Source organism: Massilia sp. BHUDP2 (assembly GCF_046236355.1).
Taxonomy (GTDB): domain Bacteria; phylum Pseudomonadota; class Gammaproteobacteria; order Burkholderiales; family Burkholderiaceae_D; genus Telluria; species Telluria varians.
Genome location: NZ_JBJUVW010000001.1, coordinates 498,287 through 522,199, shown reverse-complemented (window position 1 = coordinate 522,199; position 23,913 = coordinate 498,287). Strand labels below are relative to the sequence as shown.

The window sequence follows — 23,913 nt, the reverse complement described above, 5'->3', positions numbered from 1 at the left end:
TGCCCACCACCTGTCTAGGATGAAGACTCCATCAACCATTCCCCTTCACAGACATGGCTCCTTCCCTCACCCTCTACGGCACGGCGCTGTCCGGCCATACTCACCGTGTACAACTGTTCCTGCACCTGCTGGAGCTACCCTACCGCCTCGTTGAAACGCCAGCCTCGGTGCGCGAGAGCGCCGAGTTCCTGCGTATGAGTCCGCTCGGCCAGATTCCCGTGCTGCAGGACGGCGAGCTCGTACTGGCGGACAGCAATGCCATCCTCGTCTACCTGGCCAAGCGCTACGCTCCCGGCAGCGGCTGGCTGCCGGACGATCCGGTCGAAGCGGCGCAAGTGCAGCGCTGGCTGTCGCTGGCGGCCGGAGAGATCGCCTTCGGCCCGGCAAAGGCGCGCGTCGGCGCTCGCTGGGGCGACACCGGCATGCCACTCCATCTCATGCACAAGCTGGCGGACAAGGTGCTGCGCTTCATGGAAGCCAGCCTGGCGCAGCAGGACTTCCTGGCCCTGCCTGCACCGACGCTGGCGGACCTGGCCTGCTACGCCTACATCGCGCATGCGCCGGAAGGCGGCATTTCGCTGGCGCCTTACCCGCAGGTGCGCAACTGGATCGCGCGCGTCCAGGCGCTGCCGAATTTCGTGCCGATGCCGGAGTGAGGCCATGATCGATCACTGCATTCCCGAGCCTTTCCACGAAGGCGAGCTGCGCGCCCAGCAACTGGCTGGCGGCGGCCCGGCCGGCGCGCCGATCCGCAGCCAGATGCCGGACCAGCACCGCCAGTTCTTTTCCCTGCTGCCTTTCGTGTGCGTGGCTGTGGCGGATGCGCAAGGGTGGCCGCTTGCGACGCTGCTGCATGGCGAGCCGGGCTTCGCTTCCTCGCCGGTACCTGGTCGGCTGCGGATCGCCGCCCTGCCCGCCCCGGGAGACCCGGCCGGCCCGCATTTTCGGCAGGGTGCGGAGATCGGCATCCTCGGCATCGACCTGGGTACCCGGCGGCGTAACCGGGAAAATGGCGTGATTGCGCAGGCGGATGGCGAAGGCGTGCTGGTGGATGTGCGCCAGTCGTTCGGCAACTGCCCCAAGTATATTCATGTGCGCCAGCTTGTTCCCGTAGCGCGGGAGCGCGGCGGCATCGAGGCTTTCGGGGGCGAACTACCGCCAGACGCGGTGCGCCTGATTGTGGCGTGCGAAACGATGTTTGTCGCCAGCGCCAGTGGCAATAGCGCCCAGATCGGGGCACGCGGCCTCGATATCTCGCACCGCGGCGGCGAGGCCGGATTCCTGCGCCTTCGCGACAATGTGCTCACGGTGCCCGACTATCCGGGCAACCGTTACTTCAATACCCTGGGCAACCTGCTGCTGGAGCCGCGCGCCGCCCTGGTCATGGTGGACTTTGCCAGCGGTGACATCCTGCAGCTGCAAGGCCGCGCCGAGATTGCGTGGCAAGACGGCGCATTATCGGATGCACGGGCCGAGCGGGCCTGGACGTTCAGTGTTGCGCGCGGATGGCTGCGGCGAGCGGCATTCCCGCTCGCTGAGCGCCGCGACATTCGACACGCATGCTGATCGAATTGGCATGCGCAAGGCTTGCAGGAGAAAAGTGGTAGGCCTCCCCAGAGTCGAACTGGGCACCAACGGATTATGAGTCCGCTGCTCTAACCAAGCATGAGCTAGAGGCCCAGAAATCGGGACAGTGGCTAGAAAGTGATCTCGCCACCCGCTTCAGCGGCGCGGTACCGTGAAGCAGAGTGGCGAGAGGATATTGCTTTAGTGTAGGTCCGTCAAGCTCAGGTTACAACACTCAACCGCCGCTGCCCTCGAGGAAGCTCTTCAGCTTGTCCGAGCGCGACGGGTGACGCAGCTTGCGCAGCGCCTTCGCCTCGATCTGGCGGATGCGCTCGCGGGTCACGTCGAACTGCTTGCCCACCTCTTCCAGCGTGTGGTCGGTCGACATCTCGATACCGAAGCGCATGCGCAGCACCTTGGCCTCGCGCGGGGTCAGCGAATCGAGCACGTCCTTCACCACGCCGCGCATCGAGGCATGCAGCGCGGCGTCCGAGGGCGCCAGCGTGTTGTTGTCCTCGATGAAGTCGCCCAGGTGCGAATCGTCGTCGTCGCCGATCGGCGTCTCCATCGAAATCGGCTCCTTCGCGATCTTCATGATCTTCCGGATTTTGTCTTCCGGCATCTCCATCTTGATGGCGAGGGTGGCCGGATCCGGCTCGGCGCCGGTCTCCTGCAGGATCTGGCGCGAGATCCGGTTCATCTTGTTGATGGTCTCGATCATGTGCACCGGAATACGGATGGTGCGCGCCTGGTCCGCGATCGAGCGGGTGATGGCCTGGCGGATCCACCACGTCGCATAGGTCGAGAATTTATAGCCGCGGCGGTATTCGAACTTGTCCACCGCCTTCATCAGGCCGATATTGCCTTCCTGGATCAGGTCGAGGAATTGCAGGCCGCGGTTGGTGTATTTTTTGGCGATCGAGATCACCAGGCGCAAATTGGCCTCGGTCATCTCGCGCTTGGCTTTACGGGCCTTCATTTCGCCGGCGGCCATTTGCCGGTTGATGTTGCGCAGGTCCGGCAGCGGCAGCACGACACGGGCTTGCAGGTCGATCAGGCGCTGCTGCAATTCCTTGATGGTCGGGATGTTACGGCCCAGGATGGCGCTGTAGGCGTGGCCGGCGTTCACTTCGCCGTCCACCCAGTCCAGGTTGGTCTCGTTGCCCGGGAAGACCTTGATGAAGTGGGCGCGCGGCATGCCGCAGCGGTTCACGGCCACATCCAGGATCTGCTTCTCGATGTGGCGCACTTCGTCCACCTGGCCGCGCAGGGTGTCGCACAGCTTCTCGACCACCTTGGCCGTGAAGCGGATGCCCAGCAGCTCGTTGGAGATCGCGTCCTGCGCCTTGACGTAGGCCTTGCTGTTGTAGCCGTCCTTCTCGAAGGCCTTGCGCATCTTGTCGAACTGGTCGGCGATGTTGCCGAACTTTTCGAGGGCGGACTGCTTCAGCGCTTCGAGCTGCTCGGCCGAGTAGCCGGCCGCGCCGGAGGCGCTGCTGCTCTCTTCTTCCTCTTCCTCGGCTTCTTCCGCTTCGTCCTCGTCCTCGTCCTCGTCGTCGGTCGAGGTCGGGGCCACGGCGGTCGGCGAGGTGTTCTCTTCTTCGTCCGGATCGACCATGCCGTCGACGATCTCGTCGATCTTGATCTCGTCCTTCTCGATCTTGTTGGCGGCCTCGATGATCTCGGCGATGGTCACCGGGCAGGCCGAGATGGCCTGGATCATGTCCTTCAGGCCGTCTTCGATGCGCTTGGCGATCTCGATCTCGCCTTCGCGGGTCAGCAGCTCGACCGAGCCCATTTCGCGCATGTACATGCGCACCGGGTCGGTGGTGCGGCCGAAGTCGGAGTCGACGGTCGACAGCGCCGCCTCGGCGGCCGCTTCGGCTTCGTCGTCGCTGGTGACGTTCGGGACGTTATCGGACAGCAGCAGGGTTTCGGCGTCAGGGGCATGCTCGTAGACGGCGATGCCCATGTCGTTGAAGGTGCCGATGATGCCTTCGATCGCTTCCGGATCGACGATGTTGTCCGGCAGGTGGTCGTTGATCTCGGAGTACGTGAGGAAGCCGCGCTCCTTGCCCGACTTGATCAGGGCCTTGAGCTTGTTGCGGCGGATCTCGAGCTCTTCTTCGCTCGCTTCGGTATCCGAGGAGAACGCGTCCTTCAGCAGCGCTTTTTCCTTGGCCTTGCGGTCCTTGGCCTTGGCCTTGTCCGCGGCCTTCAGTTCGGCGCGCTCGACCGCGTTCAGCGCGGCGATCTCGTCGTTCTCGGGCGTGAATTCCTTGGGCTTGCGGCCACGGCGTCCCGGGACCTTGACGGTTGGCAGGACGTAACCGGACGTGTCGATGGCGGCCAGTGCGGCCGCATCGGTCGTCGCGTTAACCGGTGCCGGGCTCGCCGTACGAACCTCGGCCTGGTCTTGGCCTTTGTCCACCTTGGCGGACGCTCTCGTGGTTTTTGCAGCCACTTTGGTTTCGGGTTTCTTGGTTGGCACAGGCGCTTTCGAAGTCACAACGACTAACTTTACGATGGTTAAAGATAAAGTTTTTTGTTACCTTACATCACCCTGCAGGCAACGAACCGTTGCCTCGCTAACTGAAACTCCACGCCCCGATTGAAACGAAAAATGGTTTCAACAGTTGCAATAGTTAGCGTTTTATTATAGCACGCACCCCTATTTTTCCAAGTTGCACAAATGACCACACTCGCGGCTGTCAGTCAGACTTACCGTGCTGTCATTTCCGCAGCCGCTTCGCGGTCCAAAAGGTCCTGCTGGGCAACGATCTCGCGATAGCGAGTACTCACCTGATCTGGGGGCAACCCTGATGAAAACAACTGGTTAAGTTCTTGTGTTAACGCGTCCTTCTTGATTTGGCGCACAGCACTGAGCAGCCAGATGCGATCTGCCTCAACGTCCGACTCCGGCTCCGCAGCGATTTCCGAGATCAAACTGTCGTATTCTGCCGTCACTTCTTTTAACCCTTGTGACAAGGCCGCGAAGGTGCCGTACTCGCCCAATCCCTGGGCCAGGTGCACCAAGTGGCGCAGCGCGTCGGCGGATTCCTGGCCGAAATAGTCGAACGAAGCCAGCGCCTCGTCGTTCAGCAGCTGCGCCAGGTGCGGATGCGAGACCAGGATGCGCAGCATCTGCAGCTCGAGCCCGACCGGTTTTGGACGGCCCTGGCGCGGCGGCGCACGGCGCACGACCGATACCGGCTTAGACAATTCGAACAGCGATTCGATCTCGGCCGACGACGATTCGGTCAGGTTCGCCAGCCCGCGCACGATCTGCAGGCGCAGCGCGGTCGGCGCCATCGCCTGCAGCATCGGCTTGGCCTCGTGCTGGGCATGCGCCCTGCCCTCGGGCGTGTCGAGATCGTGCTCGGCCGTCACTTCGCGCAGCAGGAACTGCGACAGCGGCATGGCATCGTGAATTTCCTGCTCGAAGGCCTCGGCTCCGCGCTCGCGCACGAAGCTGTCCGGGTCGTGCTCCTGCGGCAGGAACAGGAACTTGATGATCTTGTCGTCCGTCACCTGCGGCAGGCAGGCTTCCAGCGCGCGGCGCGCGGCGCGGCGGCCGGCCTTGTCGCCGTCAAAGCTGAAGATCACGGTGTCGGTCTGGCGCAGCAGCTTTTGCACGTGGGTGCTGGTGCAGGCGGTGCCGAGCGTCGCCACGGCCTGCGGGAAGCCCAATTGGGCCAGGGCGACCACGTCCATGTAGCCTTCCGTCACCAGCACGTAGCCGGCGTCGCGGATCGCCTGCCTCGCTTCGAACAGGCCGTACAGCTCCAGGCCTTTCTGGAACAGCGGGGTTTCGGGCGAGTTCAGGTATTTCGGTTCGCCGCCGTCGAGCACGCGGCCACCGAAGCCGATCACCTGCCCTTTGGTATTGCGGATCGGGAACATGATGCGCTCGCGGAAGCGGTCGTAGCGTTTCTTGTTGTTGCCGTCCTCGTCGACCTTGTCGATCACCAGGCCGGATTCGACCAATGCCAGGGCGTCGTAGTCGGAGAAGACCGAGCGCAGGTTGTCCCAGCCGCCGGGGGCGTAGCCCATGCCGAAACGGGCCGCCACCTCGCCGGTGAGGCCGCGGTTCTTCAGGTAGGCGATGGCGTTGGGCGCTTCGCGCAGCTGGGCGCGGTAATAGGCGCAGGCCTGGGTGAGCGCTTCGGTCATGGCCAGCGACTGGGCCTGCTGGGCGGCGCGCTGCTGCGGCGGGATCTTGTCGTCCTGGTCCGGGACCACCATGCCCACGTTCTGAGCCAGGTCCTTGACGGCATCGACGAAGCCCATACCGGAGTATTCGATCAGGAAGCCGATCGCGGTGCCGTGGGCGCCGCAGCCGAAGCAGTGATAGAACTGCTTGGTCGGGCTGACGGTGAAGCTGGGGGATTTTTCGTTGTGAAACGGGCACAGGCCCATGTAGTTGGCCCCGCCCTTTTTCAGCTGGACGTAGCGGCCGACGATGTCGACGATGTCGACACGGTTGAGCAAATCGGTAATGAAGGATTGCGGAATCACTAGAAGGTACTCAGTGTTTGTCTCAACTCAGACTATACCGCAGCGGTGACTGCAAATTGATTTATGACAAGGCATCCGTTTGGATGGGGTCGGCTGTGGGAAAGGCGCATCGCGGCCTTTCCCCTGCCGCGATGGCGGTTCAGCCGCCGCTCAGCGCCTTCTTCACCAGGCCCGACACCACGGTCATGTCGGCACGCCCCGCCAGCTTCGGCTTGAGCACGCCCATCACCTTGCCCATGTCCTGCGGACCGGCAGCGCCGGTCGAGGCCACGGCAGCCGCCACTTCGGCGGCGATTTCCTCGTCCGACAGGCCGGCCGGCATGTAGGTCGACAGGATCGCCAGCTCGGCTTTCTCGATATCGGCCAGGTCGGCGCGGCCGCCGGCTTCGAACTGGGTGATCGAATCCTTGCGCTGCTTGATCATCTTCTCGACGATGGCCAGGGTCTGGGTGTCGTCCAGCTCGATCTGCTCGTCGACTTCCTTGCGCTTGATCTCGGCAAGGATCAGGCGGATGGTGGCCAGGCGGGCGCTTTCCTTGGCGCGCATCGCGGCTTTCATGTCCTCGGTGAGTTGTGCTTTCAGGCTCATGGATTCTCCGTCCGGTAGAGGTAAATTAGGTGGATATAAACGACAAAACCCGCCGCGGCAAAAACCGGAGCGGGCTTGCGGACGCTCAGCGACTCGCCGGGACTGAAGTCACCGGGGCAAGCCGTCAATGCCGTCTGATTAGTACAGCTTCTTCGGCAGCTGCTGGCTGCGGATGCGCTTGTAGTGACGCTTGACTGCGGCGGCCAGCTTGCGCTTGCGCTCTGCAGTTGGCTTCTCGTAGAACTCGCGGGCGCGCAGTTCGGTCAGCAGACCGGTTTTTTCGATAGTGCGCTTGAAGCGACGCATAGCGACTTCGAACGGCTCGTTTTCTTTAAGGCGGATAGTGGTCATGTAAAAATGAAACCGTTGGATTTAGGAAGAACGAAAGTGTAGCATCATTTGCCGATCAGTGGAAGCTTTTAGCAAATGTCCCACAATTGCCACACACCTCAAACGCTGCTGCCCGCGGCATGGCCCGAAGCCCATGCCCACTGGAAGTTGTAGCCGCCCAGCCAGCCGGTCACGTCGACCGTTTCGCCGATGAAGTACAGGCCCGGCACCTTGTTCGCCATCATGGTCTGCTGCGACAGCTCGCGCGTGTCCACGCCGCCCAGCGTCACCTCGGCCTTCTTGTAGCCTTCCGAACCGGTCGGGACGATGGCCCAGCGGTTGATGGCGTCGCCCAGCTTGCGCAGCTTGGCGTCGGCCATGTCGGCCAGGCGCGCGTCCGGCGCGAAACCGTTGGCCACCAGCAGGCCGTCGACCAGGCGCGCCGGCAGCCATTGCGCCAGCACGTTGCCGAGCTGCTTCCTGACCGTGGTTTTCATCGCGATCAGCTCCTCGGCCACATCCATCTCGGGCAGCAGGTCGAGCACGATCGGGGTGCCGGGCTGCCAGTAGCTCGAGATCTGCAGGATCGCCGGGCCCGACAGGCCGCGGTGGGTGAACAGCAGGTCTTCGCGGAAGTGGCCGCGCTGCGCCTTGCCCTTGCCCTTGCCGCTGCCGCCGGTGCTCACCTCCACTTCCAGCGCGATGCCGGCCAGCGGAACGAAGGCCTCCCAGCTGGGACCATCGAAGGTCAGCGGCACCAGGCCCGGGCGCGGCTCGACGATCTGCAGGTCGAACTGCTTCGCGATGCGGTAGCCCAGGTCGGTGGCGCCGATCTTCGGGATCGACAGGCCGCCGGTGGCGATCACCAGGCTGTCGCACTCGATGTCGCCGCCTTCCGCCGTGATGTGGAAGCCTGTGCCGGACTTTTCGATGCTGCCGACCTTGCAGGGCATGCGCCAGCTGACGTCGCCCGCATCGCACTCGGCGCGCAGCATCTGGATGATTCTCTCTGACGAGTCGTCGCAGAACAGCTGGCCCTTGTGCTTCTCGTGCCAGGCGATGCGGTGTTTCTTCACCAGGGCAAGAAAATCCTGCGCGGTGTAGCGCGACAGCGCGCTGCGGCAGAAATGCGGGTTCTGCGACAGGAAGTTGGCCGGACCCGCGCCGATGTTGGTGAAATTGCAGCGGCCGCCGCCGGAGATGCGGATCTTTTCGGCCAGCCGGGTGGCATGGTCGAGCAGCACCACGCGCCTGCCGCGCTGGGCAGCCACCGCCGCGCACATCATGCCGGCGGCGCCTGCGCCGATTACCGCTACATCATAGTGTTTTGCCATGTCCTGCCGTGTCCCGCCGGTTGCCCGTCAATCGCCAAACCGGCCATTGTATACGGTTCAGGGGTGCGGCGGAAAGCTAGCTCCCGTCCGCCGCCCGCACGTCCAGGTCGCGCCCGTTGAGCACCGTGCCGTCCCTGGCGATCGTGATGATGTGCATGCCCGTATCCGTCAGGCCCAGGCGCTTGAGCTGTTCCGGCGACACCCGCAGGAAGTACTCGCCCGGGAAAATCCCGCCGATGACGAAGTAGCCGTCGGCGGCGCTGGTCATCATGGCGACCACCTTGCGCGACGCGTCCACCAGTTCCAGCTTCAGGTCGCCGACGGCGCGCCGCTTGCCGTCGGCGTACAGGTAGGTGGTGCCGTCCACTTCCCCCGTCATGTTCACGGCGAACTCGACCTGGCTCACATTGCCGGGGCGCGGCAGGATGCGCACGCCGGGCGTGCGCGGCTGCCATTGCGGATCGTCGAGCGTGTTCGGGTCGAGGCCGATGTCGGTATGCTGGTAGGCCAGCAGGCGCGGCAGGTAGCCAATGCCCCTGGCATCGGTGCGTACCGCGTAATAGGCGCCATTGACGATGAAACCGGCGCCGGCGATGGCTTCGTCGGCGCCGTCCATGACGCCGTTCAGGTCCTTGTCGAGGAACACACGGATCGAGGCCGCGCCCATGTTCGCCATCGGCTGGGCGTCGGTCACCATGCGGCCGCTCCTCGGCTCCAGCCCCATGGCCATGAAGAACTGCATGCCGAGTCCATACTCGCCGCGGTTGGAATAATAGCCGTTGATGCCGAGCCCGTAGCTGCCCAGGCTCTTGTTCAGTGCGCCGGTGGCCCGCAGTTCGCGGTCCTTGAATGTGCGCGCCAGGCCGAGGTTCAGCAGGTAGCCGCTGTGCAGGTAGTAGTCGGCGGAGACCGCCGCCGCGCCCAGCGCGGTGTCGGGCGACAGCCTGTACTGCAACTGCCCGGTCAGGCCGATGCCGGCCACGCGCCGGCTTATCTGGAACTGGCCGTCGGCCAGCTCGTTGACGCCCAGCCTCTGCCAGCGCAGCCCATTGGTCAGTGCGAAGCCGTCCCGGTAGGCCGAGATCCGCCCCTGCACCTCGATGTTGCGGGTGCCCGAGGACAAGCGGTCATGCCGCACCTGCAGCGCCAGCGGAAAGAATTGCGCTCCTCCGGCGCCCAGGACGCCATCGGCGCGTACTTCATCGCGCGAGCGTACCGGGTCCGCGCCCCGATGGAAGAAATCGCTGCTGAATCCATCCAGGCGCGCGTGGCTGGCCGACACCGCGACACGGCCCAGGCGCGTCTTCAGGCCCAGCTGCGCCAGCGTGCCGCCGTCGTCCGCCCTGGCCGCATCCGCTGTTGCGATGAAGCTGTTCCAGTAGCCGCGCAGGCCGAGGTTGGCATAGCTGCGCCCGGCGCCGTCGAAGGTCGGCACGCGTTGCCAGCCGGCGGTGGCGTTGAGGTGCTCGCTCATGCCCCACTCGAACTGCGCCACGGCGCGCCGGCGCCCGAACCCGTCGCGGTGTGCGCCGAGGTCGTAGTACAAGGCGCCGCGCGGCACGGCCGACTGCTCCAGCAGGAAGCTCTGGCGCTCGACGCGCAGCTGGCCCAGCGGGCCGTGGAACACCAGCCTGAACTCGTTGGGACCGTAGGCCAGCGGCTGGTCCTCGAAGCTGTACTTGCCGTCCGGGCCCGACTGGCGGACCCCGACCAGGGCGTCGTTGTAGTACAGCTCGACGTCCCAGCCCGGCGGCAGCGCACCCTGCAAGCTGTGGCGGTCGAAACTGGTGGGCTGGTTGAGAGGACGGTTGCTGAGCACCATGCCATTGCCGGTCGGGCTGCTCGAGGAAATATTGTTCACGCCCGGCAGCGGCACGCTGCCGAACAGCGCGGTACGCGCATGGAGCGGGCCGAGCAGGCCGGCGTCCGGGTCGTTGCGCCCCAGCGTGAGGCGCAGGCCGGACGAAGGATCGTAGCGATTGCTGCTGGCATACAGGGCCGCCTCCATGCCCAGCAGATCGGTGGTCAGGTAGGCGGTGTAGCTTGCGTCCGCCTGGCGCCGCCCGCCGCCGTTGCCGGCAGTGAGCCCGATCGTCTGGTCGATGAAAGGCACGCCGGCCAGTCGGTAAGGCGCGGACAGGCGCGGGTAGCCCGGATCGACATAGCCTCCGGGAGCGCCCGGCCGGCTGCCATGCTTGCGCCGCTCCAGCCTTGCCTGGAGCGGCAACTGCTCGCGCGGGCGCACCTTGAGGGCGAGGCTGGACATGTCGAGGTCGAGGTCTACCGGCAGCCAGCGGGCCAGTACCTTGCTCGCCACATAGATCTCGTCGGACTGCAGCTTGAACTGCGAACGCTCGAGCTTCTCGTGCCGGCCCGCGATGTCCGCGACGCCGCCGGGCACGTCAAGGCTGAATCCGCGGCTTTCCGAAATGATATAGCCGCTGGCGCGGCCCTCTCCGGGCGTCACGCGGATGGCGAGCGTCAGCAGGCGCGCCATCTCGCCAAGCGGCAGGAAGACATCGCGCCCGATTTCATACCCGCTGACGGCGTCGGACAGGAGCTGGTTGCCGAGTCGGACTTCGAGCAGGACGAGGTTGTCCTCGGATTGCTGCGACGCTGATGCTGCCGCCGCCGGCTGCAAGGCCGGCAGCAACATCAATCCTGCGACAAGAAACCCCGTTCGGAAACCCTGCATGGTGCTCGAATGCGCATATTGCCGGCCAACCGGCGGTTGACCCGGCAATATGATTATTGTTCAATAAACATCTTCTGGGGACGCCCTGGGGCCATCACGGCAGGGCCAGGCTGGACTCCGCCAGCAGCTTGCCGCCCGCTTCCGGGCGGTCGCGGTAGCTGACCTCGATCGCGCCGCCAGAGAGCGCCACGCCGGCCGGCACCTGCAGTGGCAGCGTGACCCGGCGCACGCGATTCGGCGTAAGCACGGCAATACCGCCGATCTGCGCCAGATGCTGGGGCTTGCCGCCGCGCGGCGTGAACGTCACGTTCAGGTCGCCGTACACCGAGCTGCTTCCTTCGCGCTGCAAGCGCAGCGCCAGCTTCAGGGAGCCGCTTGCATCCTTCTGGATGGCGAGCCCGTCCAGGCTGACGTTCGCGCTGAGGTTCCCGTGGCGGACGATCACCGGCATCGCGGCGCCAACCAGGGTCTGGATCACCACGCCGACCTGGCCGTTCTCGACGCTACGGTTCTCGATACTGGCGCTGCCTTCGACATCCGGCAGCTTGTCGAACAGCAGGTGCGAACGGTATTCGCCTTCGGCCAATTCGGCGGGCTTGCGCAACATGATGCGCACCGTTTGCGCGGTCCCTGGCTGCAGCGTCACCTGGCGCGGCGAATAATGCAGCATGCCGTCGGCGAAGCGCTCGCCTTCCATGGCGGTCGCGGCCGGCTCGATCTGGCCGGATTCAAGCATGCGGCGGTTCACCAGCGAGATCCGGTAGCTTGCCGGTTTGCTGCCGTTGTTGATCAGCTGCACCTGGGCCGCACGCATGTTCTTGTCGAAGACGATGCGCGTCGGATGAAGCATGAGGTCGGCAAACGCAGGCGAACATGGCACCAGCAGCAGATATGCGAGCACAAGGGAGAGTGCCCGGCGCAGGCGGCCGAAGGAAGCGGATGCGAACGTGGGGTCAAACATGGTGGATTCCTGTGCCTAATTCTGAATGGGAGTGACGTTCACGTTGAACGTGCCGGTGTACCTGCCTGCCGGCTGCTTGGGCGCCACGACCAGGGTCGCGCCGATCGACAGGTTCGTGCCGTTGCTGGTTGGCACTGAAGCCAGGCTCGGCGGGTTGCTGTTGATAGCATTGAGCACCATGCTGCTGGCGCCACTACTCAAGCGGGCGCCGCCATTGGGAGGCAGGGTAATGATGGCGTCTCTATCTCTGCCGCTATTATTCCGGCGCACGTTGACGCTGGCAGCATGGACTGGCGAGGAGTTGAGGAGGATGACGCCGCCCGAACTTGTACGAGCACCGTTCGGCAAGAGGGTGATCGTGCCGGCGCCGGTGACGACGAAACTTCCGAAGTCCAGGTTGCTCCCTGGGGTGAGCACGACCTGCTGGGCATGGGCTTGATGCTGGCCGAGCAGGGCCAGCGCCGCCAGCACGATCGTGCCGGCGGCCCGGAATGCATGGCAACGGCGTGCCGACATGATTCAGGCGAAGACTGCGCCGCTACCGCTGCGCTCAGACGCCGTAATCGACGGTGGCGGTGATCTGGCCCGAGTAGACGCCGCCTACCTGGGTTGCGCCAACGGTCAGGACGCCGCCCACGTAGATCTTCGCGCCGGTGGCGCCCAGGGTGCCGCCGCTGGCCGTTGCCGAGGTTTCATTCGTCGGCGTCAGGGTGCTGATCGGCGTGAACGACATCGTCTCGGTGCCGCCGCTCCGGGTCAAGGGAGTCGTCACCGTGACACTGACCGTGAAGTTCTTGCCTTCATCACCGGTCACGTCGAACTCGGCGACGGTGGCCGAGTCGCTGCCCCCTGCCACTACGCCACCGAGCGTGCGAGTGCCGTTCGTGGCGAGGGTAACCGTACCACCGGTACCTCGCCCGAAGCTGCCGAACGACAGGTCGGTCACTTTGCTGATCGCGATCGGGACGATCACGGTGGCGGAGGTATTTGCGGTGGTGTCGGCGGCAACGGCGCTGCCGGTGGCGGCGGCGACTGCCAGCGCCAGGGCGGCCAGCGACAGGTGGGTCTTGGTAAAGCGGGCGTATTTGCTCATTCTGGTCTTCCTTCAGATTGTGATGGAGCTTGATTGCTAGCCAGGGCTGCTTGTTTTACGAACTAGACTACAAAGTGTCGCAGAGGAAACTATGAACGTTGCCGTTCGGTATCGTTTTGCTATGTTGCAAGAAAATAACAGCGACTTATTGAGAAAAATCATGGATTCAGCCAATCAAAACCCAAGCATTGTTGTCAATTTCATCAGTAAGTACAAAAACTTCATTCCCCTGGAATAGTTCTCTGTCCTCAGGCAGGACGTTGTTGCAATCCAAGGTTTGCAATCCTAAAAAACAAAAGGCCATCCCAAAGGGATGACCTCTTGCCTGTAAAGGAGAAAACGCGGGGCTGCCGTGTCAGCGGCGCAAGCCGCGCGCGACCTCGACGCAGTGTGCGGCCTGAGCAGCGATCGGTGGCGGAATCGGGACCTCGCCGCGCAGGGCGGCCGCGATCCAGGCCGCAGTGGTGGCCGCGTCGCGCGCCTCCGGCACCTCGGCCAGCTGGTCGGCGGGTGCGTCGCGCTCGACCAGCAGGCTCTGCTTCCCATCGTGGAACCAGTCGATCCGCGGTGCGCGGTGCGGGTTGGCGACGGTCTCCCCTTCGGTGCCGCGCATCAGGAAGGCGTCGCCGCGCTCCGGTGGGGCGGCCGTCGTGAAGTACGCGCCCAGCGTCTCCAGGTACTCCGGATGGGTGTAGGATACGAGACGCAGCGCCGGCCCCTCGAAAGGCTGCAGGATTTTCACCAGCGTATGGGTCGAGTTGCGCACACCGAGAATGCGGCGCAGCGACAGCATGTGGGCCAGGCTCGGCGCCAGGTGCTCGATCGGGATGAAGGCGGGACGGCGGCTGGCGAAGGCGTCGAGGATGTCGGCGCTCGTGCCCGCTTCTGCCACGCCGAGTTCAAGCAGGATTTCGCTGGTGGTAATGCGGCCCGGATCCTTACGCACGCCGTGCACCAGGACCGGCACGCCCTCGCGCGCCAGCAGCAGGGCCAGCAGCGGGGTCAGGTTGGCCAGCTTGCGCGCCCCGTTGTAGCTCGGGATCAGGACCGGGGCATACTCTCCCGGCGGGCTCGGCAAGGGCGCGAACGCGCTTTCGGCCGCATCCATGAAGCCCGCCAGTTCTTCCACCGACTCGCCCTTGATGCGCATCGCCAGCAGGATCGCACCCAGTTCGAGGTCGGAGACCCGCCCTTCCAGCATGGCCGCGTACAGCGCGCGGGCATCCTCGCGCGACATGCTGCGCGCACCTTTCACGCCACGGCCGATTTCCTTGATAAAGGGGGCAGCAGCAAAGCCTTCGATGTTCTTGTCCATGGCGCAAGCATACAACGCCTGTGCGCAGCCCGTGCGCGCGGCCGTGAGTTTTTGGGCGCCGGTGTGCAAGTGCAGCATTTTCGGTCTACACTGGATATTCCCTTTAGAAATCATCGCACCATGATCAACACGCCTGCCATTGAAAATACCAACGTCAGTTCGTTCGGGCAGATGCCGACGCCGACCGAACTCCACGCCACACTGCCGCTGTCCGACAAGGCCTTTGCCACCGTGATGGCAGGCCGCGAAACCCTGCGCAACATCCTCGACCGCAAGGACAAGCGCCTGTTCGTGGTCGTCGGGCCCTGCTCGATCCACGATCCGGAAGCCGGCCTGGATTATGCGCGCCGCCTCAAGGCGCTGCAGGCCGAAGTGGCCGATACGATGGTGCTGGTGATGCGCGTGTATTTCGAGAAGCCGCGCACCACCACCGGCTGGAAGGGCTATATCAATGACCCGTTCATGGACGACTCCTTCCGCGTCGACGTCGGCATGGAACGCGCGCGCCGCTTCCTGCTCGACGTGTGCGAACTGGGCCTGCCCACCGCCACCGAAGCGCTGGACCCGATCTCGCCGCAGTACCTGGGCGATTTGATCGCCTGGACCGCCATCGGCGCGCGGACCACCGAATCGCAGACCCACCGCGAGATGTCTTCCGGCCTGTCGACCCCGGTCGGCTTCAAGAACGGCACCGACGGCGATGTCTCGATCGCGATCAATGCCGTGCTGTCCTCGGCCAACCCGCACGCCTTCCTGGGCATCAACGGCCAGGGCACCGTGTCGATCGTGCGCACCAGCGGCAACGCCTACGGCCACGTGGTGCTGCGCGGCGGCGGCGGCCGTCCGAACTACGATTCGGTGTCGGTGGCGATCGCCGAGCAAGCCCTGCAGAAGGCCAAGCTGCCGGCCAACCTGGTGGTGGATTGCTCGCATGCCAACAGCTACAAGAAGCCGGAACTGCAGCCGCTGGTGATGTCGGACGTGATCCAGCAGATCAGGCACGGCAACCGCTCGCTGGTGGGCGTGATGATCGAATCGAACATCGTCAGCGGCAGCCAGGCGATTCCGGAAGACCTGTCGCAGCTGAAGTATGGCTGCTCGGTGACCGACGGCTGCATCGGCTGGGAAGAGACGGAACAGATGCTGCGCAGTGCGCACAAGGAACTCCTGCAGCGTCCGTAATTGTTATTGGCTGAACCACACCGCCTTTGTAGGGTGGACGGCGGAGCCGTCCACCCTACGGTAAAATCCTGTATTTCCCTCCTGCTGTTTCCCCCATGATTGTTCTCGGCGTCGAATCCTCCTGCGATGAAACCGGCCTGGCTCTGTACGACACCGAGCGCGGCCTGCTGTCCCATGCCCTGCACTCGCAGGTCGCCATGCACGAAGAGTATGGCGGCGTGGTGCCGGAACTCGCTTCGCGCGACCACATCCGCCGCGCCCTGCCGCTGCTGGAAGAGGTCCTGAAACGCGCGGACATGCCCGCATCGAACATCGATGCCATCGCCTACACCCAGGGCCCGGGCCTGGCCGGCGCGCTGCTGGTCGGTTCCTCGGTGGCCTGCTCGCTGGCCCTTGCCCTCGACAAGCCGGTGCTGGGCGTGCACCACCTGGAAGGCCACCTGCTTTCGCCCCTGCTGGCCAGCGAGCGCCCGGAATTCCCCTTCATCGCCCTGCTCGTCTCGGGCGGCCACACCCAGCTGATGCGCGTGGACGGCGTCGGCCGCTACACCCTGCTGGGCGAGACCCTGGACGACGCCGCCGGCGAAGCCTTCGACAAGTCGGCCAAGCTGCTGGGCCTGGGCTATCCGGGCGGCCCGGCGATCTCGCGCCTGGCCGAGTTCGGCGATCCGCTTGCCTACACGCTGCCGCGCCCGATGCTGCATTCGAAGGATTTCAATTTCAGCTTCTCGGGCCTGAAGACCGCCGTGCTGACGGTGGTAAAGAACCATGAAGAGAAGGTGGTGGCGAATATCTGCGAGCAGGACAAGGCCAACATCGCGCGCGGCTTCGTCGACGCCATCGTCGAGGTCTTGACCGCCAAGTGCGTGAATGCGTTGAAACACACGGGCCTGAAGCGCCTGGTGATCGCCGGCGGCGTCGGCGCCAACCGCCAGCTGCGCGAATCGCTCGATGCCGCGGCCGCCAAGCGCAAGTTCAAGGTCTATTATCCGGAGCTGGAATTCTGCACCGACAACGGCGCCATGATCGCCTTCGCCGGCGCCATGCGCCTCGAACGCAAGCCGGATCTGGCCCAGCGCGACTATGCTTTCAACGTGCGTCCGCGCTGGCCGCTCGATGAACTGGAAGCCGCCTGACAAGGCCTTTTACACTTGCTTTCAACATTGAACTTGCATGCCTGACATCGATCCTACGGTGTGACCGCCCCTTGCCAAACGATGGCAATATCCGACGGTTAAGTTTTACGGAGGTACTGCGATGCGCGTTGTAAGTTGGAACATTCGTTGGGGTTGTGGCAAGGACGGCCGGATCCGCATTCATGCGATCATCGACGTCCTGCGACGGCTGAATCCGGATGTCGTGTGTCTGCAAGAAGTAGCGGCCAATCACTCGGAACTGGAAGGCAGCGCCACCGCCAACCAGTTCAAGCAGCTGGGCGGCGCTTTCGGCGGCTACCACTCCATGGAGCACGCACCAAGCGAACTCTACAAGAACAACTCGCCCCGCCTGTTCGGCAACCTGATCCTCTCACGCTACCGCATCTCGCAGGTGCACCGCCACCTGCTGCCCTGGCCGGCCGACCCGGAGAATCCGGCCGGCATGCCGCGCGGCCTGATGGAAACCGTGATCGATGCGCCCAGCGGCAAGCTGCGCCTGATGACCACCCACCTCGAGTACTATTCGGCGCTGCAGCGCAGGGCGCAGGTGCAGCGCATCCGCGAACTGCATGCCGAGGCCAGCGCCCGCGCCCGCATCTTCCAGCCGGACCCGAGCCTGGACGCGCCCTTCCAGCTGGGTTTCCGTCCAGCGTCAAGCATCCTGTGCGGCGACTTCAACTTCACCCCGGATTCGAGCGACTACCAGGCCATGCTGGCGCCGATCGACGACGCCCCGGCCTTTGTCGACGCCTGGCGCGTCGCCCACGGCGGCGTGGCGCGCGCCCCGACTACCGGCCTGCACGGCTACCCATGGCCGGACAAACCGGACTGCTACGACTACTTCTTCGTCACCGAGGACCTGGCGCCGCGCGTGGCGACGGTCGACGTGCAGTCCGAGACTGCGGCGTCCGACCATCAACCGGTCGTGCTCGACCTGAAGTAAATCTTACTGCTGGGCAGCAGAATCACTCTGCGCCGCGATCTCGCGCAGCGCCTGCTCGAACACTTCGGGCGGCTGGCCGCCCGAGATCAGGTGGCGCTGGTTGATGATGATGGCCGGCACCGAGTGGATGCCGGCGCGCTGGAAGAACTGCTCGCGCTCGCGCACCTCGTCGGCATACTCGTCGGATTCCAGGATGCGCTTGGCCCGCTCGCGGTCCAGGCCGACACGCTCGACGACGTCCAGCAGCACGTCGTGGCAGCTCGGGTCCTGGCAATGGGTGAAATAGGCCTCGAACAGGCCCATCTTGAGGTCGCGCTGGCGGCCCTCTTCCTCGGCCCAGGACAGCAGGCGGTGCGCATCGAAGGTATTGTAGATGCGGCCGCGCCGCTCCATGTCGAAGCTGAAGCCCACGTCGGCGCCGCGCTGGCGGATCATCTCGCGGCTGTTGGCCTGCTGCTCGGCGGTGGCGCCGTATTTCTCGGTGATGTGCTCGACGATGTCCTGGCCGTCCGGCCCCATGTTCGGGTTCAGCTCGAAGGGCTGGAAATGCATGTCGGCCGCGACCTCTCCCTTGACGCGGGCGAGCGCCAGCTCCAGCGAGCTCAGGCCGATCGCGCACCAGGGGCAGGAGACGTCCGAGACGAAATCGATGCGGAGTTGTTTGCTCATGAGGGTGCCACCTTTCAGGTTCGTTGCGGCACCGCAGGTGCCTGATGGCGATATGGTAACGCGATGTGGCTTTTTCGGTGCGCCATGAAAAATGGGGGAGCATTGCTCCCCCACCTTGCCGGCAAACGCCCGCCTTATTTCCTGGCGGCGCCCTTGGCCTTGCTGCCGATCTTCGATTCCTTGCCCGCCATCAGGTTTCCGATATTGCTGCTGTGGCGCCACAGGAGCAGCGCGCTCATCGCCGCCACCGCGAACAGGATCTCATCCGCTCCGAACAGCAGGCCGTAGTAGAAGGGCGCGAAGATCGACGCGATCAGCGCCGCCAGCGAGGAATAGCGGAAGGCATAGGCCACGATCAGCCAGGTCGCCAGCGTCGCCAGTCCCAGCCACACATTAATCCCGAGCAGCACGCCGAGCGCGGTCGCCACGCCCTTGCCGCCCACGAACTTGAAGAATACCGGCCACAGGTGCCCCAGGAACACGGCGATCGCGACCAGGGCGATGCCGCCGTCGTCGAGGCCGTACTGCGGGCCGAACTTGACCGCCAGCCAGACCGCCAGCCAGCCCTTGGCGGCGTCGCCGACCAGGGTCGCGATCGCGGCCTTCTTGCTGCCGCTGCGCAGCACGTTGGTGGCGCCCGGATTCTTGGAGCCGTAGGTGCGCGGGTCGGACAGGCCGAAAGCGCGGCTCATCACGACTGCGAAGGAAATCGAGCCGATCAGGTAGGCGGCAATGGTGGCGATCAGGGTGTTCATGTCACTTTCTTACTTATTTGTCGGTACAGGGTTCAGGCGCTCGGACTATACACAGTGAGCATGCCCTTTGGCAATCATTCCGCCAGCGCGCACTGCACCGGCTTCGCGCCCAGCGTCGCGGTCAGCACGCCGGGAGCGATGCCGACCAGGTAACCGCGGCGGCCGCCGTTGATGTAGATCTTGTCGAGCGCCAGAATCGATTCCTCGACGTACACCGGCATCGCCTTGCGCACGCCGAAGGGCGAGGTGCCGCCGACCAGGAAGCCGGAATGACGCTGCGCCACCTCCGGCTTGCAAGGCTCGACCGACTTGCAGGGAATCGCACGCGCCAAATTCTTCGTCGACACCTTGCGGTCGCCGTGCATCAGGACGATCAGCGGCCGCGCCGATTCGTCCTGCATCACCAGGGTTTTGATGACATTGTGCTCAGGCACACCCAATTCGCGCGAAGACACGGCCGTGCCGCCGTGTTCCTCGTATTCGTAGGGATGTTCGGTAAAAGCCACGCCGTGCTTGCGCAGGAACTGCGTCGCGGGTGTCTCAGATACGTGCTCTTTCTTGGCCATGCGTGGTACGCTTAAGACGAACATAAGGGGTTTCTATTATGCAGCAAGAAATTCGCTTTGCCACCTTCAACACCTTCAACCTGGCCCCGCCAGGCATGCGCTGCTACGAGAACCTCGCTCCCTGCACGCCGGAGGAATACGAGGCCAAGCTGGACTGGACCGCGCACCAGATCGACCTGCTCAATGCCGACGTGATCGGCTTTCAGGAAATTTTCTCGCAGGCTACGCTGCGCGAGGTGCTGGCGCGCACCCGGCGCTTTCGCGAAGCGGTCCACCTGGGTTTCGATCCCGATCCGGAGGCGCCGCGCCTGACGCCGAGCGTGGCCCTGGTCTCGCGCCTGCCGGTCCTGAGCCACCCGCGCGCAATCAGCCTGTTCCCCGACAACGTGGCCATGCCGCCGGGCAGCCGCGACCCCGACCGTTTCACGCGCGCGCCGCTGCATGCCGAGGTCGAACTGGCGCCCGGCATCGTGATCGACGTGATCGTCGTGCACCTGAAGTCGCGCCGCCCCGACTATCGCAGCAGCGATACTGGCGAAGACCCGAACCTGTACGCCCTGGCCTGCCTGCGCTCGCTGATCCGGCGCGGCACCGAGGCCACCGCCCTGCGCGTGCTGCTCACCGACATGGCGCGCGACAAGGGGCGCCCGCGCATCGTGCTGGGCGACTTCAACGACGTCGCCGATTCGGTGACCACCGAGATCGTGCTCGGCGAAGGCGCGCCGCTGGCGGAGCGCATGTTCGACGCCGCGCGCCTGCACATGCACCAGGACAACCTGCGCAGCGTCGGCTTCTCGATCGTGCACGAAAGCCGGCACTCGACCATCGACCACATCCTGGTGTCGCAGGAATTCAATCCGGTGCTGCCGAATGCGATCGGCGAGGTGGTCGACGTGGTCTACCTGAACGACCACCTGAATCTGGGACTGCCGGAAGCCTCAGACCACGGGCAGGTGCTGGCGCGCATCCGCCTGTATTCGCAGGCCGGGCAGGCCGGCGGCGGAGAACACTGAGCGGCCTGGCCGCGGCCGTGACATTTCGCGCATGTTTGGCGCCGCGGAGCCGCTAGACTCTTTTCCAGGAACCACTCTTGGAGGAGAAAGCAGGTGTTGTCGAAAGCCCAGGCCGAACGCATTGCCGATGAACTGTTCGAACAGGCCCGCGCCAGCAGGTTCGGCTTCCCGGACCCGTCCGGCATGCCGGTGGCGCCGCTCTACCAGTGCCGCAGCATGCGGCGCCTGCCGCAGGGACTGCAAACGGAAATCGTGCGCAAGGCCACGCTGGCGGTCGGATCCTCCGCCTGGTTCGTCCTGGCGGTGCTGGCCTGGATCGTGGCCATCGCGCTGGTGTATGTCTTCGAGCCGACCGTGCTCGGATTCAGGACGGTGCCTTCCGCCTTCATGATCCTGGCGCCGCTGGCGCCGCTGCTGTTGCGGGCCTTGCTGGTGCGCCGGGCCGTGCGCGAGATCGCGGACCGAATGGCGCCGTGGCCGGTTCCGGTGCGGATGTAATCAGCGCACCGCCGGATTGAAGTCCGGCCGGGCGCTCGCCCCCGCCGCATAGAAACCCTGGTATTCGTCGCAGCCGTGCTGGCGCAGGAAGCGCAATTGCTCCTCGGTCTCGACGCCTTCGGCCACCACGCGCAGGCGCAGGCTGCGCGCCACCGCGATGATCGCCGGGATCAGGGCGGCGTCGAGCGGATCGTGCTCGATGTCGCTCACGAAGCTGCGGTCGATCTTCAGCTTCGACAGCGGGAAACGGCGCAGCGACGACAGGCTGGACAGCCCGGTGCCGAAGCGGTCGATGGTCAGCTGCACCCCGCGTTCGCGCAGGGACTTCACGGTGTCGTCGAGCAAGTGGTCGCCGCGCATGATGGCGCCCTCGGTAATCTCCAGGTCGAGCCAGGCCGGCGCCAGGCCGGACTGCGCCAGCGCGGCATCCACCGTCTCGAGCAGGCGGCCGTGCAGGAACTGGATGTCGGACAGGTTCACCGCCACCGTCACCGCATGGCCGGCGTCGCGCCAGGTGCGCGCCTGGGTGCACGCTTCAACCAGCACCCATTCGCCGATCGGCACGATCAGGCCGCATTCCTCGGCCACCGGCAGGAACTCGTGCGGCAGCAGCAGCCCGCGCTCGGGATAGCGCCAGCGGATCAGCGCTTCCATGCCGATCACCTTGCCGGAGCCGACGTCGAGCTCGGGCTGGTACTCGAGCACGAATTCGCCGCGTTCGAGCGCCTGGCGCAGGCGCTTTTCCAGTTCGCCGCGCTCGAACACGCGCGCATTCATCTCGGGGCTGAAGAAGCGGAAGCTGCTGCGGCCGTTCTGCTTGGCGTGGTACATCGCCACGTCGGCATGGTGCATCAGGGTGTCGACGTCGCCGCCGTCGGTGGGGCAGATGGCGATGCCGATCGAGGCCGACAGCGTCAGCTGCTGCCCCGCCACCTCGAAGGGACGCGAGACCGCCCCCATCACGGCATTGGCGACGTGCGCGGCCTGGTCGACTCCGCCGATGTCGGCCAGCAGCACGACGAATTCGTCGCCGCCGAGCCGGCTGATGGTATCGACCCGGCGCACGCAGCCGCGCAGGCGCGCCGCCACTTCGCGCAGCACCGCGTCGCCGGTCTGGTGGCCGTTGTTGTCGTTGATGGCCTTGAAGCGGTCGAGGTCGAGGAACAGGACGGCGAAGCTGTCGCGCTGGCGGCGCCAGGTGGCCAGCGCCTGGTGCATGCGGTCGAGGAACAGGGCGCGGTTCGGCAGGCCGGTGAGGGTATCGTGCTCGGCCTGGTGCCGTACCTGCGCTTCGACGCGCTTGCGTTCGCCGATGTCGGAGAGCGTCGCCATGTAGCTGCTGGCGGCGCCATGCGGGTCGCGGATGGTGGTGAGCGCCACCCAGGCGGTGTAGTGCTCGCCGTTCTTGCGCACGGCGGGCAGCTCGCCCTGCCAGCGGTCGTTGCCGTCGAGCTGGGACCAGATGGTGTCGTAGAAGCCGCCCCCGCCGCCGCCGTCCTCCTTGTCCTCGCCCCAGGGCAGGCTGGCGAGCGTGGAGCCGATGATGTCGGCGGCGTCGAAGCCGGTGATGGCGGTGAAGGCCTGGTTGACCGCCTGCACCCGGTATTCGGCATCCATGACGATGATGGCTTCGTGCGCGTTCTCGAACACCCGTGCCGCCTGGCTCAGGTTGTCTTCGACCTGCTTGCGCGCGGTGATGTCCACTTCCATGCAGAACACCTGCTGCGTGTGGCCGTCGCGCTTGACCGGGAAGTGGTTCGAATGCAGCCACAGGCGCCGGCCGGCGGCGGTCTCGACCCGCCAGTCGCGCGGCGCCGGCGCCTCGCCGTCGCGCCAGATGGCGGCGATGGTGTTGTCGAATTCGCGCTGCTGGTCGAGGTGGGACACCAGCTCGCGGAAGGGCTTGCCCAGCGCATGGCTGGCAGGGATGCCGAACAGCTGGGCGCAGGCATGGTTCCAGAAACGCACGATGCCGGCGCCATCGCGCGAGTGCACGGCCACCGCCGGCGCCAGTTCGATCGCCGTCACGAAACGGTAGAGCCAGTCGAGCGCCTGGCGGCCGGGGCCGTCGAGCTCGACGGCTTCGGGCAGGGCGCCGGCCACAGCCGGATGCGGCGCAGCCGGCGCCTGGAGATGGTCCTGGACGTGGCGGACAGGATCGGCAGGCAAGTCCAGCCCGCGCGGCCCACTGGGCCAGCCCGTCGGGTCTCGCGCTTGTTCGCTCACGGAAGAATCCTTTTCTAACGGAAACAGTCATGCGTGCCATGACAATCCCGTCATTCTTCCCCGCCCTGCCACCCCGGCGTTTGCGAACACGCAAAAGCAGGCTTCGCCTGCATTTCGTCGCGCCCCGGCGGCATTCCAGACCCGCGTTTCAACCGCCCGTCGCATCCGGCTGGATGCGCTGGAAGCGCCTGGCTATATTGGCATCATGCGCAAGGAGCTCCACCCTCTTCGCCAGGACGGAGCCCGAGCGCGAAGCATTCCATGCCGGCCCCGCGGACCTGCCTTCAGGCGGCGTCCTGCGGGGCCGCTTCGCCCTGCTCCGCCTGCGGCTGGCCGGCGCTGCCTTCCTCCGCCTCGCGCTTGGCGTCCTGCTTGCGCTTGGCCTTCTCTTCTGCCTTGCGCTTCTTTTCGAGTTCGCGCTGTCGCTTTTCGTACTGGAAATTCGTCCGTGCCATGTTCACCTCGTTAGCAGTGGATGTGAAGGGTGATGATCGGTGCTGCAG

General features: G+C 65.1%; 22 protein-coding genes and 1 tRNA gene. 7 read left to right on the top strand and 16 right to left on the bottom strand.

Translation table 11 applies throughout. The features are described from left to right. Nucleotides 1-53 precede the first annotated feature (53 nt). Nucleotides 54-656 (top strand): glutathione S-transferase family protein, encoded by a 603-nt coding sequence (locus ACK6C6_RS02320; protein WP_409265680.1) that lies wholly within the window; start codon nt 54-56, stop codon nt 654-656. Between the two features lie 4 nt (nt 657-660). Continuing rightward, nucleotides 661-1,566 carry a pyridoxamine 5'-phosphate oxidase family protein gene (locus tag ACK6C6_RS02315; RefSeq protein ID WP_409265679.1) on the top strand — a complete coding sequence of 302 codons (906 nt, stop codon included), beginning with the start codon at nt 661-663 and terminating at the stop codon, nt 1,564-1,566. Nucleotides 1,567-1,601: 35 nt separating this feature from the next. Here ACK6C6_RS02315 and ACK6C6_RS02310 read toward each other — a convergent pair. The 11 genes from ACK6C6_RS02310 to ybiB all read right to left on the bottom strand — a co-directional run bounded on the left by ACK6C6_RS02310 (nt 1,602) and on the right by ybiB (nt 14,401). Further along, nucleotides 1,602-1,680: transfer RNA gene (locus ACK6C6_RS02310), tRNA-Ile, on the bottom strand. A 121-nt stretch (nt 1,681-1,801) separates the two neighbouring features. Next, complete coding sequence (rpoD, locus tag ACK6C6_RS02305; protein WP_409265677.1) at nt 1,802-3,997, bottom strand: RNA polymerase sigma factor RpoD; 2,196 nt, start codon at nt 3,995-3,997, stop codon at nt 1,802-1,804. A 290-nt stretch (nt 3,998-4,287) separates the two neighbouring features. Beyond that, entirely contained in the window at nt 4,288-6,084 is a 1,797-nt protein-coding gene (gene dnaG / locus ACK6C6_RS02300) for a DNA primase (protein ID WP_409265675.1), read from the bottom strand. Nucleotides 6,085-6,223: 139 nt separating this feature from the next. Continuing rightward, nucleotides 6,224-6,673, bottom strand: coding sequence for a GatB/YqeY domain-containing protein (locus tag ACK6C6_RS02295; RefSeq protein WP_209587495.1), 450 nt, complete (start codon nt 6,671-6,673; stop codon nt 6,224-6,226). A gap of 138 nt (nt 6,674-6,811) precedes the next feature. Then, entirely contained in the window at nt 6,812-7,024 is a 213-nt protein-coding gene (gene rpsU / locus ACK6C6_RS02290) for a 30S ribosomal protein S21 (RefSeq protein ID WP_005665410.1), read from the bottom strand. A 98-nt stretch (nt 7,025-7,122) separates the two neighbouring features. Next, on the bottom strand, nt 7,123-8,337 hold the full coding sequence (locus tag ACK6C6_RS02285; RefSeq protein WP_409265672.1) for an NAD(P)/FAD-dependent oxidoreductase: 1,215 nt from the start codon (nt 8,335-8,337) through the stop codon (nt 7,123-7,125). A 76-nt stretch (nt 8,338-8,413) separates the two neighbouring features. After that, nucleotides 8,414-10,993 carry a hypothetical protein gene (locus tag ACK6C6_RS02280; protein WP_409265671.1) on the bottom strand — a complete coding sequence of 860 codons (2,580 nt, stop codon included), beginning with the start codon at nt 10,991-10,993 and terminating at the stop codon, nt 8,414-8,416. Between the two features lie 133 nt (nt 10,994-11,126). Further along, nucleotides 11,127-11,882 carry a molecular chaperone gene (locus ACK6C6_RS02275; RefSeq protein WP_409265670.1) on the bottom strand — a complete coding sequence of 252 codons (756 nt, stop codon included), beginning with the start codon at nt 11,880-11,882 and terminating at the stop codon, nt 11,127-11,129. 126 nt (nt 11,883-12,008) lie between these two features. After that, the gene (locus tag ACK6C6_RS02270) at nt 12,009-12,509 is read right to left on the bottom strand and encodes a DUF4402 domain-containing protein (RefSeq protein WP_409265668.1); all 501 of its coding nucleotides are present in this window, start codon (nt 12,507-12,509) and stop codon (nt 12,009-12,011) included. 34 nt (nt 12,510-12,543) lie between these two features. Next, a complete protein-coding gene (locus tag ACK6C6_RS02265) occupies nt 12,544-13,086 on the bottom strand; it encodes a DUF4402 domain-containing protein (protein ID WP_409265667.1) in 543 nt (180 codons plus the stop codon). 355 nt (nt 13,087-13,441) lie between these two features. After that, nucleotides 13,442-14,401: a DNA-binding protein YbiB gene (ybiB, locus tag ACK6C6_RS02260; protein ID WP_409265666.1), complete on the bottom strand. Its 960-nt coding sequence runs from the start codon at nt 14,399-14,401 to the stop codon at nt 13,442-13,444. A 120-nt stretch (nt 14,402-14,521) separates the two neighbouring features. Between ybiB and ACK6C6_RS02255 the strand changes: the two genes are divergently transcribed. From ACK6C6_RS02255 to ACK6C6_RS02245, 3 genes are all read left to right on the top strand, one after another. Continuing rightward, entirely contained in the window at nt 14,522-15,583 is a 1,062-nt protein-coding gene (locus ACK6C6_RS02255) for a 3-deoxy-7-phosphoheptulonate synthase (protein WP_409265662.1), read from the top strand. Nucleotides 15,584-15,678: 95 nt separating this feature from the next. Next, complete coding sequence (tsaD, locus tag ACK6C6_RS02250) at nt 15,679-16,719, top strand: tRNA (adenosine(37)-N6)-threonylcarbamoyltransferase complex transferase subunit TsaD (protein WP_292038330.1); 1,041 nt, start codon at nt 15,679-15,681, stop codon at nt 16,717-16,719. A 121-nt stretch (nt 16,720-16,840) separates the two neighbouring features. Then, nucleotides 16,841-17,683 (top strand): endonuclease/exonuclease/phosphatase family protein, encoded by an 843-nt coding sequence (locus ACK6C6_RS02245; protein ID WP_409265661.1) that lies wholly within the window; start codon nt 16,841-16,843, stop codon nt 17,681-17,683. A 3-nt stretch (nt 17,684-17,686) separates the two neighbouring features. On the opposite strand, the gene ACK6C6_RS02240 is transcribed toward ACK6C6_RS02245, so the two are convergent. From ACK6C6_RS02240 to ACK6C6_RS02230, 3 genes are all read right to left on the bottom strand, one after another. Next, nucleotides 17,687-18,352 carry a DsbA family oxidoreductase gene (locus ACK6C6_RS02240; protein WP_409265659.1) on the bottom strand — a complete coding sequence of 222 codons (666 nt, stop codon included), beginning with the start codon at nt 18,350-18,352 and terminating at the stop codon, nt 17,687-17,689. Nucleotides 18,353-18,486: 134 nt separating this feature from the next. Further along, on the bottom strand, nt 18,487-19,107 hold the full coding sequence (gene plsY, locus ACK6C6_RS02235) for a glycerol-3-phosphate 1-O-acyltransferase PlsY (RefSeq protein ID WP_027866710.1): 621 nt from the start codon (nt 19,105-19,107) through the stop codon (nt 18,487-18,489). Nucleotides 19,108-19,181: 74 nt separating this feature from the next. Next, nucleotides 19,182-19,673 carry an aminoacyl-tRNA deacylase gene (locus ACK6C6_RS02230; RefSeq protein ID WP_409265658.1) on the bottom strand — a complete coding sequence of 164 codons (492 nt, stop codon included), beginning with the start codon at nt 19,671-19,673 and terminating at the stop codon, nt 19,182-19,184. A gap of 38 nt (nt 19,674-19,711) precedes the next feature. Between ACK6C6_RS02230 and ACK6C6_RS02225 the strand changes: the two genes are divergently transcribed. Next, nucleotides 19,712-20,686 (top strand): endonuclease/exonuclease/phosphatase family protein, encoded by a 975-nt coding sequence (locus ACK6C6_RS02225; RefSeq protein WP_409265657.1) that lies wholly within the window; start codon nt 19,712-19,714, stop codon nt 20,684-20,686. A 93-nt stretch (nt 20,687-20,779) separates the two neighbouring features. Further along, a complete protein-coding gene (locus ACK6C6_RS02220) occupies nt 20,780-21,184 on the top strand; it encodes a hypothetical protein (RefSeq protein WP_409265656.1) in 405 nt (134 codons plus the stop codon). On the opposite strand, the gene ACK6C6_RS02215 is transcribed toward ACK6C6_RS02220, so the two are convergent. Together ACK6C6_RS02215 and ACK6C6_RS02210 are read right to left on the bottom strand one after the other, a co-directional pair. Further along, nucleotides 21,185-23,410 carry a putative bifunctional diguanylate cyclase/phosphodiesterase gene (locus tag ACK6C6_RS02215; protein ID WP_409265654.1) on the bottom strand — a complete coding sequence of 742 codons (2,226 nt, stop codon included), beginning with the start codon at nt 23,408-23,410 and terminating at the stop codon, nt 21,185-21,187. 284 nt (nt 23,411-23,694) lie between these two features. Continuing rightward, entirely contained in the window at nt 23,695-23,865 is a 171-nt protein-coding gene (locus tag ACK6C6_RS02210; protein WP_292038322.1) for a hypothetical protein, read from the bottom strand. Nucleotides 23,866-23,913: the final 48 nt, after the last annotated feature.

Bases quoted from the DNA above. Each gene is read 5' to 3' on its own strand.
- ACK6C6_RS02210 (WP_292038322.1), bottom strand. From the start codon at position 23,865: ATGGCACGGACGAATTTCCAGTACGAAAAGCGACAGCGCGAACTCGAA.
- ACK6C6_RS02270 (WP_409265668.1), bottom strand. From the start codon at position 12,509: ATGTCGGCACGCCGTTGCCATGCATTCCGGGCCGCCGGCACGATCGTG.
- rpsU (WP_005665410.1), bottom strand. From the start codon at position 7,024: ATGACCACTATCCGCCTTAAAGAAAACGAGCCGTTCGAAGTCGCTATG.
- ybiB (WP_409265666.1), bottom strand. From the start codon at position 14,401: ATGGACAAGAACATCGAAGGCTTTGCTGCTGCCCCCTTTATCAAGGAA.
- ACK6C6_RS02225 (WP_409265657.1), top strand. From the start codon at position 19,712: ATGCAGCAAGAAATTCGCTTTGCCACCTTCAACACCTTCAACCTGGCC.
- ACK6C6_RS02245 (WP_409265661.1), top strand. From the start codon at position 16,841: ATGCGCGTTGTAAGTTGGAACATTCGTTGGGGTTGTGGCAAGGACGGC.
- ACK6C6_RS02285 (WP_409265672.1), bottom strand. From the start codon at position 8,337: ATGGCAAAACACTATGATGTAGCGGTAATCGGCGCAGGCGCCGCCGGC.
- tsaD (WP_292038330.1), top strand. From the start codon at position 15,679: ATGATTGTTCTCGGCGTCGAATCCTCCTGCGATGAAACCGGCCTGGCT.
- ACK6C6_RS02315 (WP_409265679.1), top strand. From the start codon at position 661: ATGATCGATCACTGCATTCCCGAGCCTTTCCACGAAGGCGAGCTGCGC.
- ACK6C6_RS02320 (WP_409265680.1), top strand. From the start codon at position 54: ATGGCTCCTTCCCTCACCCTCTACGGCACGGCGCTGTCCGGCCATACT.
- ACK6C6_RS02265 (WP_409265667.1), bottom strand. From the start codon at position 13,086: ATGAGCAAATACGCCCGCTTTACCAAGACCCACCTGTCGCTGGCCGCC.
- ACK6C6_RS02255 (WP_409265662.1), top strand. From the start codon at position 14,522: ATGATCAACACGCCTGCCATTGAAAATACCAACGTCAGTTCGTTCGGG.
- ACK6C6_RS02295 (WP_209587495.1), bottom strand. From the start codon at position 6,673: ATGAGCCTGAAAGCACAACTCACCGAGGACATGAAAGCCGCGATGCGC.
- ACK6C6_RS02240 (WP_409265659.1), bottom strand. From the start codon at position 18,352: ATGAGCAAACAACTCCGCATCGATTTCGTCTCGGACGTCTCCTGCCCC.
- ACK6C6_RS02275 (WP_409265670.1), bottom strand. From the start codon at position 11,882: ATGCTTCATCCGACGCGCATCGTCTTCGACAAGAACATGCGTGCGGCC.
- plsY (WP_027866710.1), bottom strand. From the start codon at position 19,107: ATGAACACCCTGATCGCCACCATTGCCGCCTACCTGATCGGCTCGATT.
- ACK6C6_RS02280 (WP_409265671.1), bottom strand. From the start codon at position 10,993: ATGTTGCTGCCGGCCTTGCAGCCGGCGGCGGCAGCATCAGCGTCGCAG.
- ACK6C6_RS02230 (WP_409265658.1), bottom strand. From the start codon at position 19,673: ATGGCCAAGAAAGAGCACGTATCTGAGACACCCGCGACGCAGTTCCTG.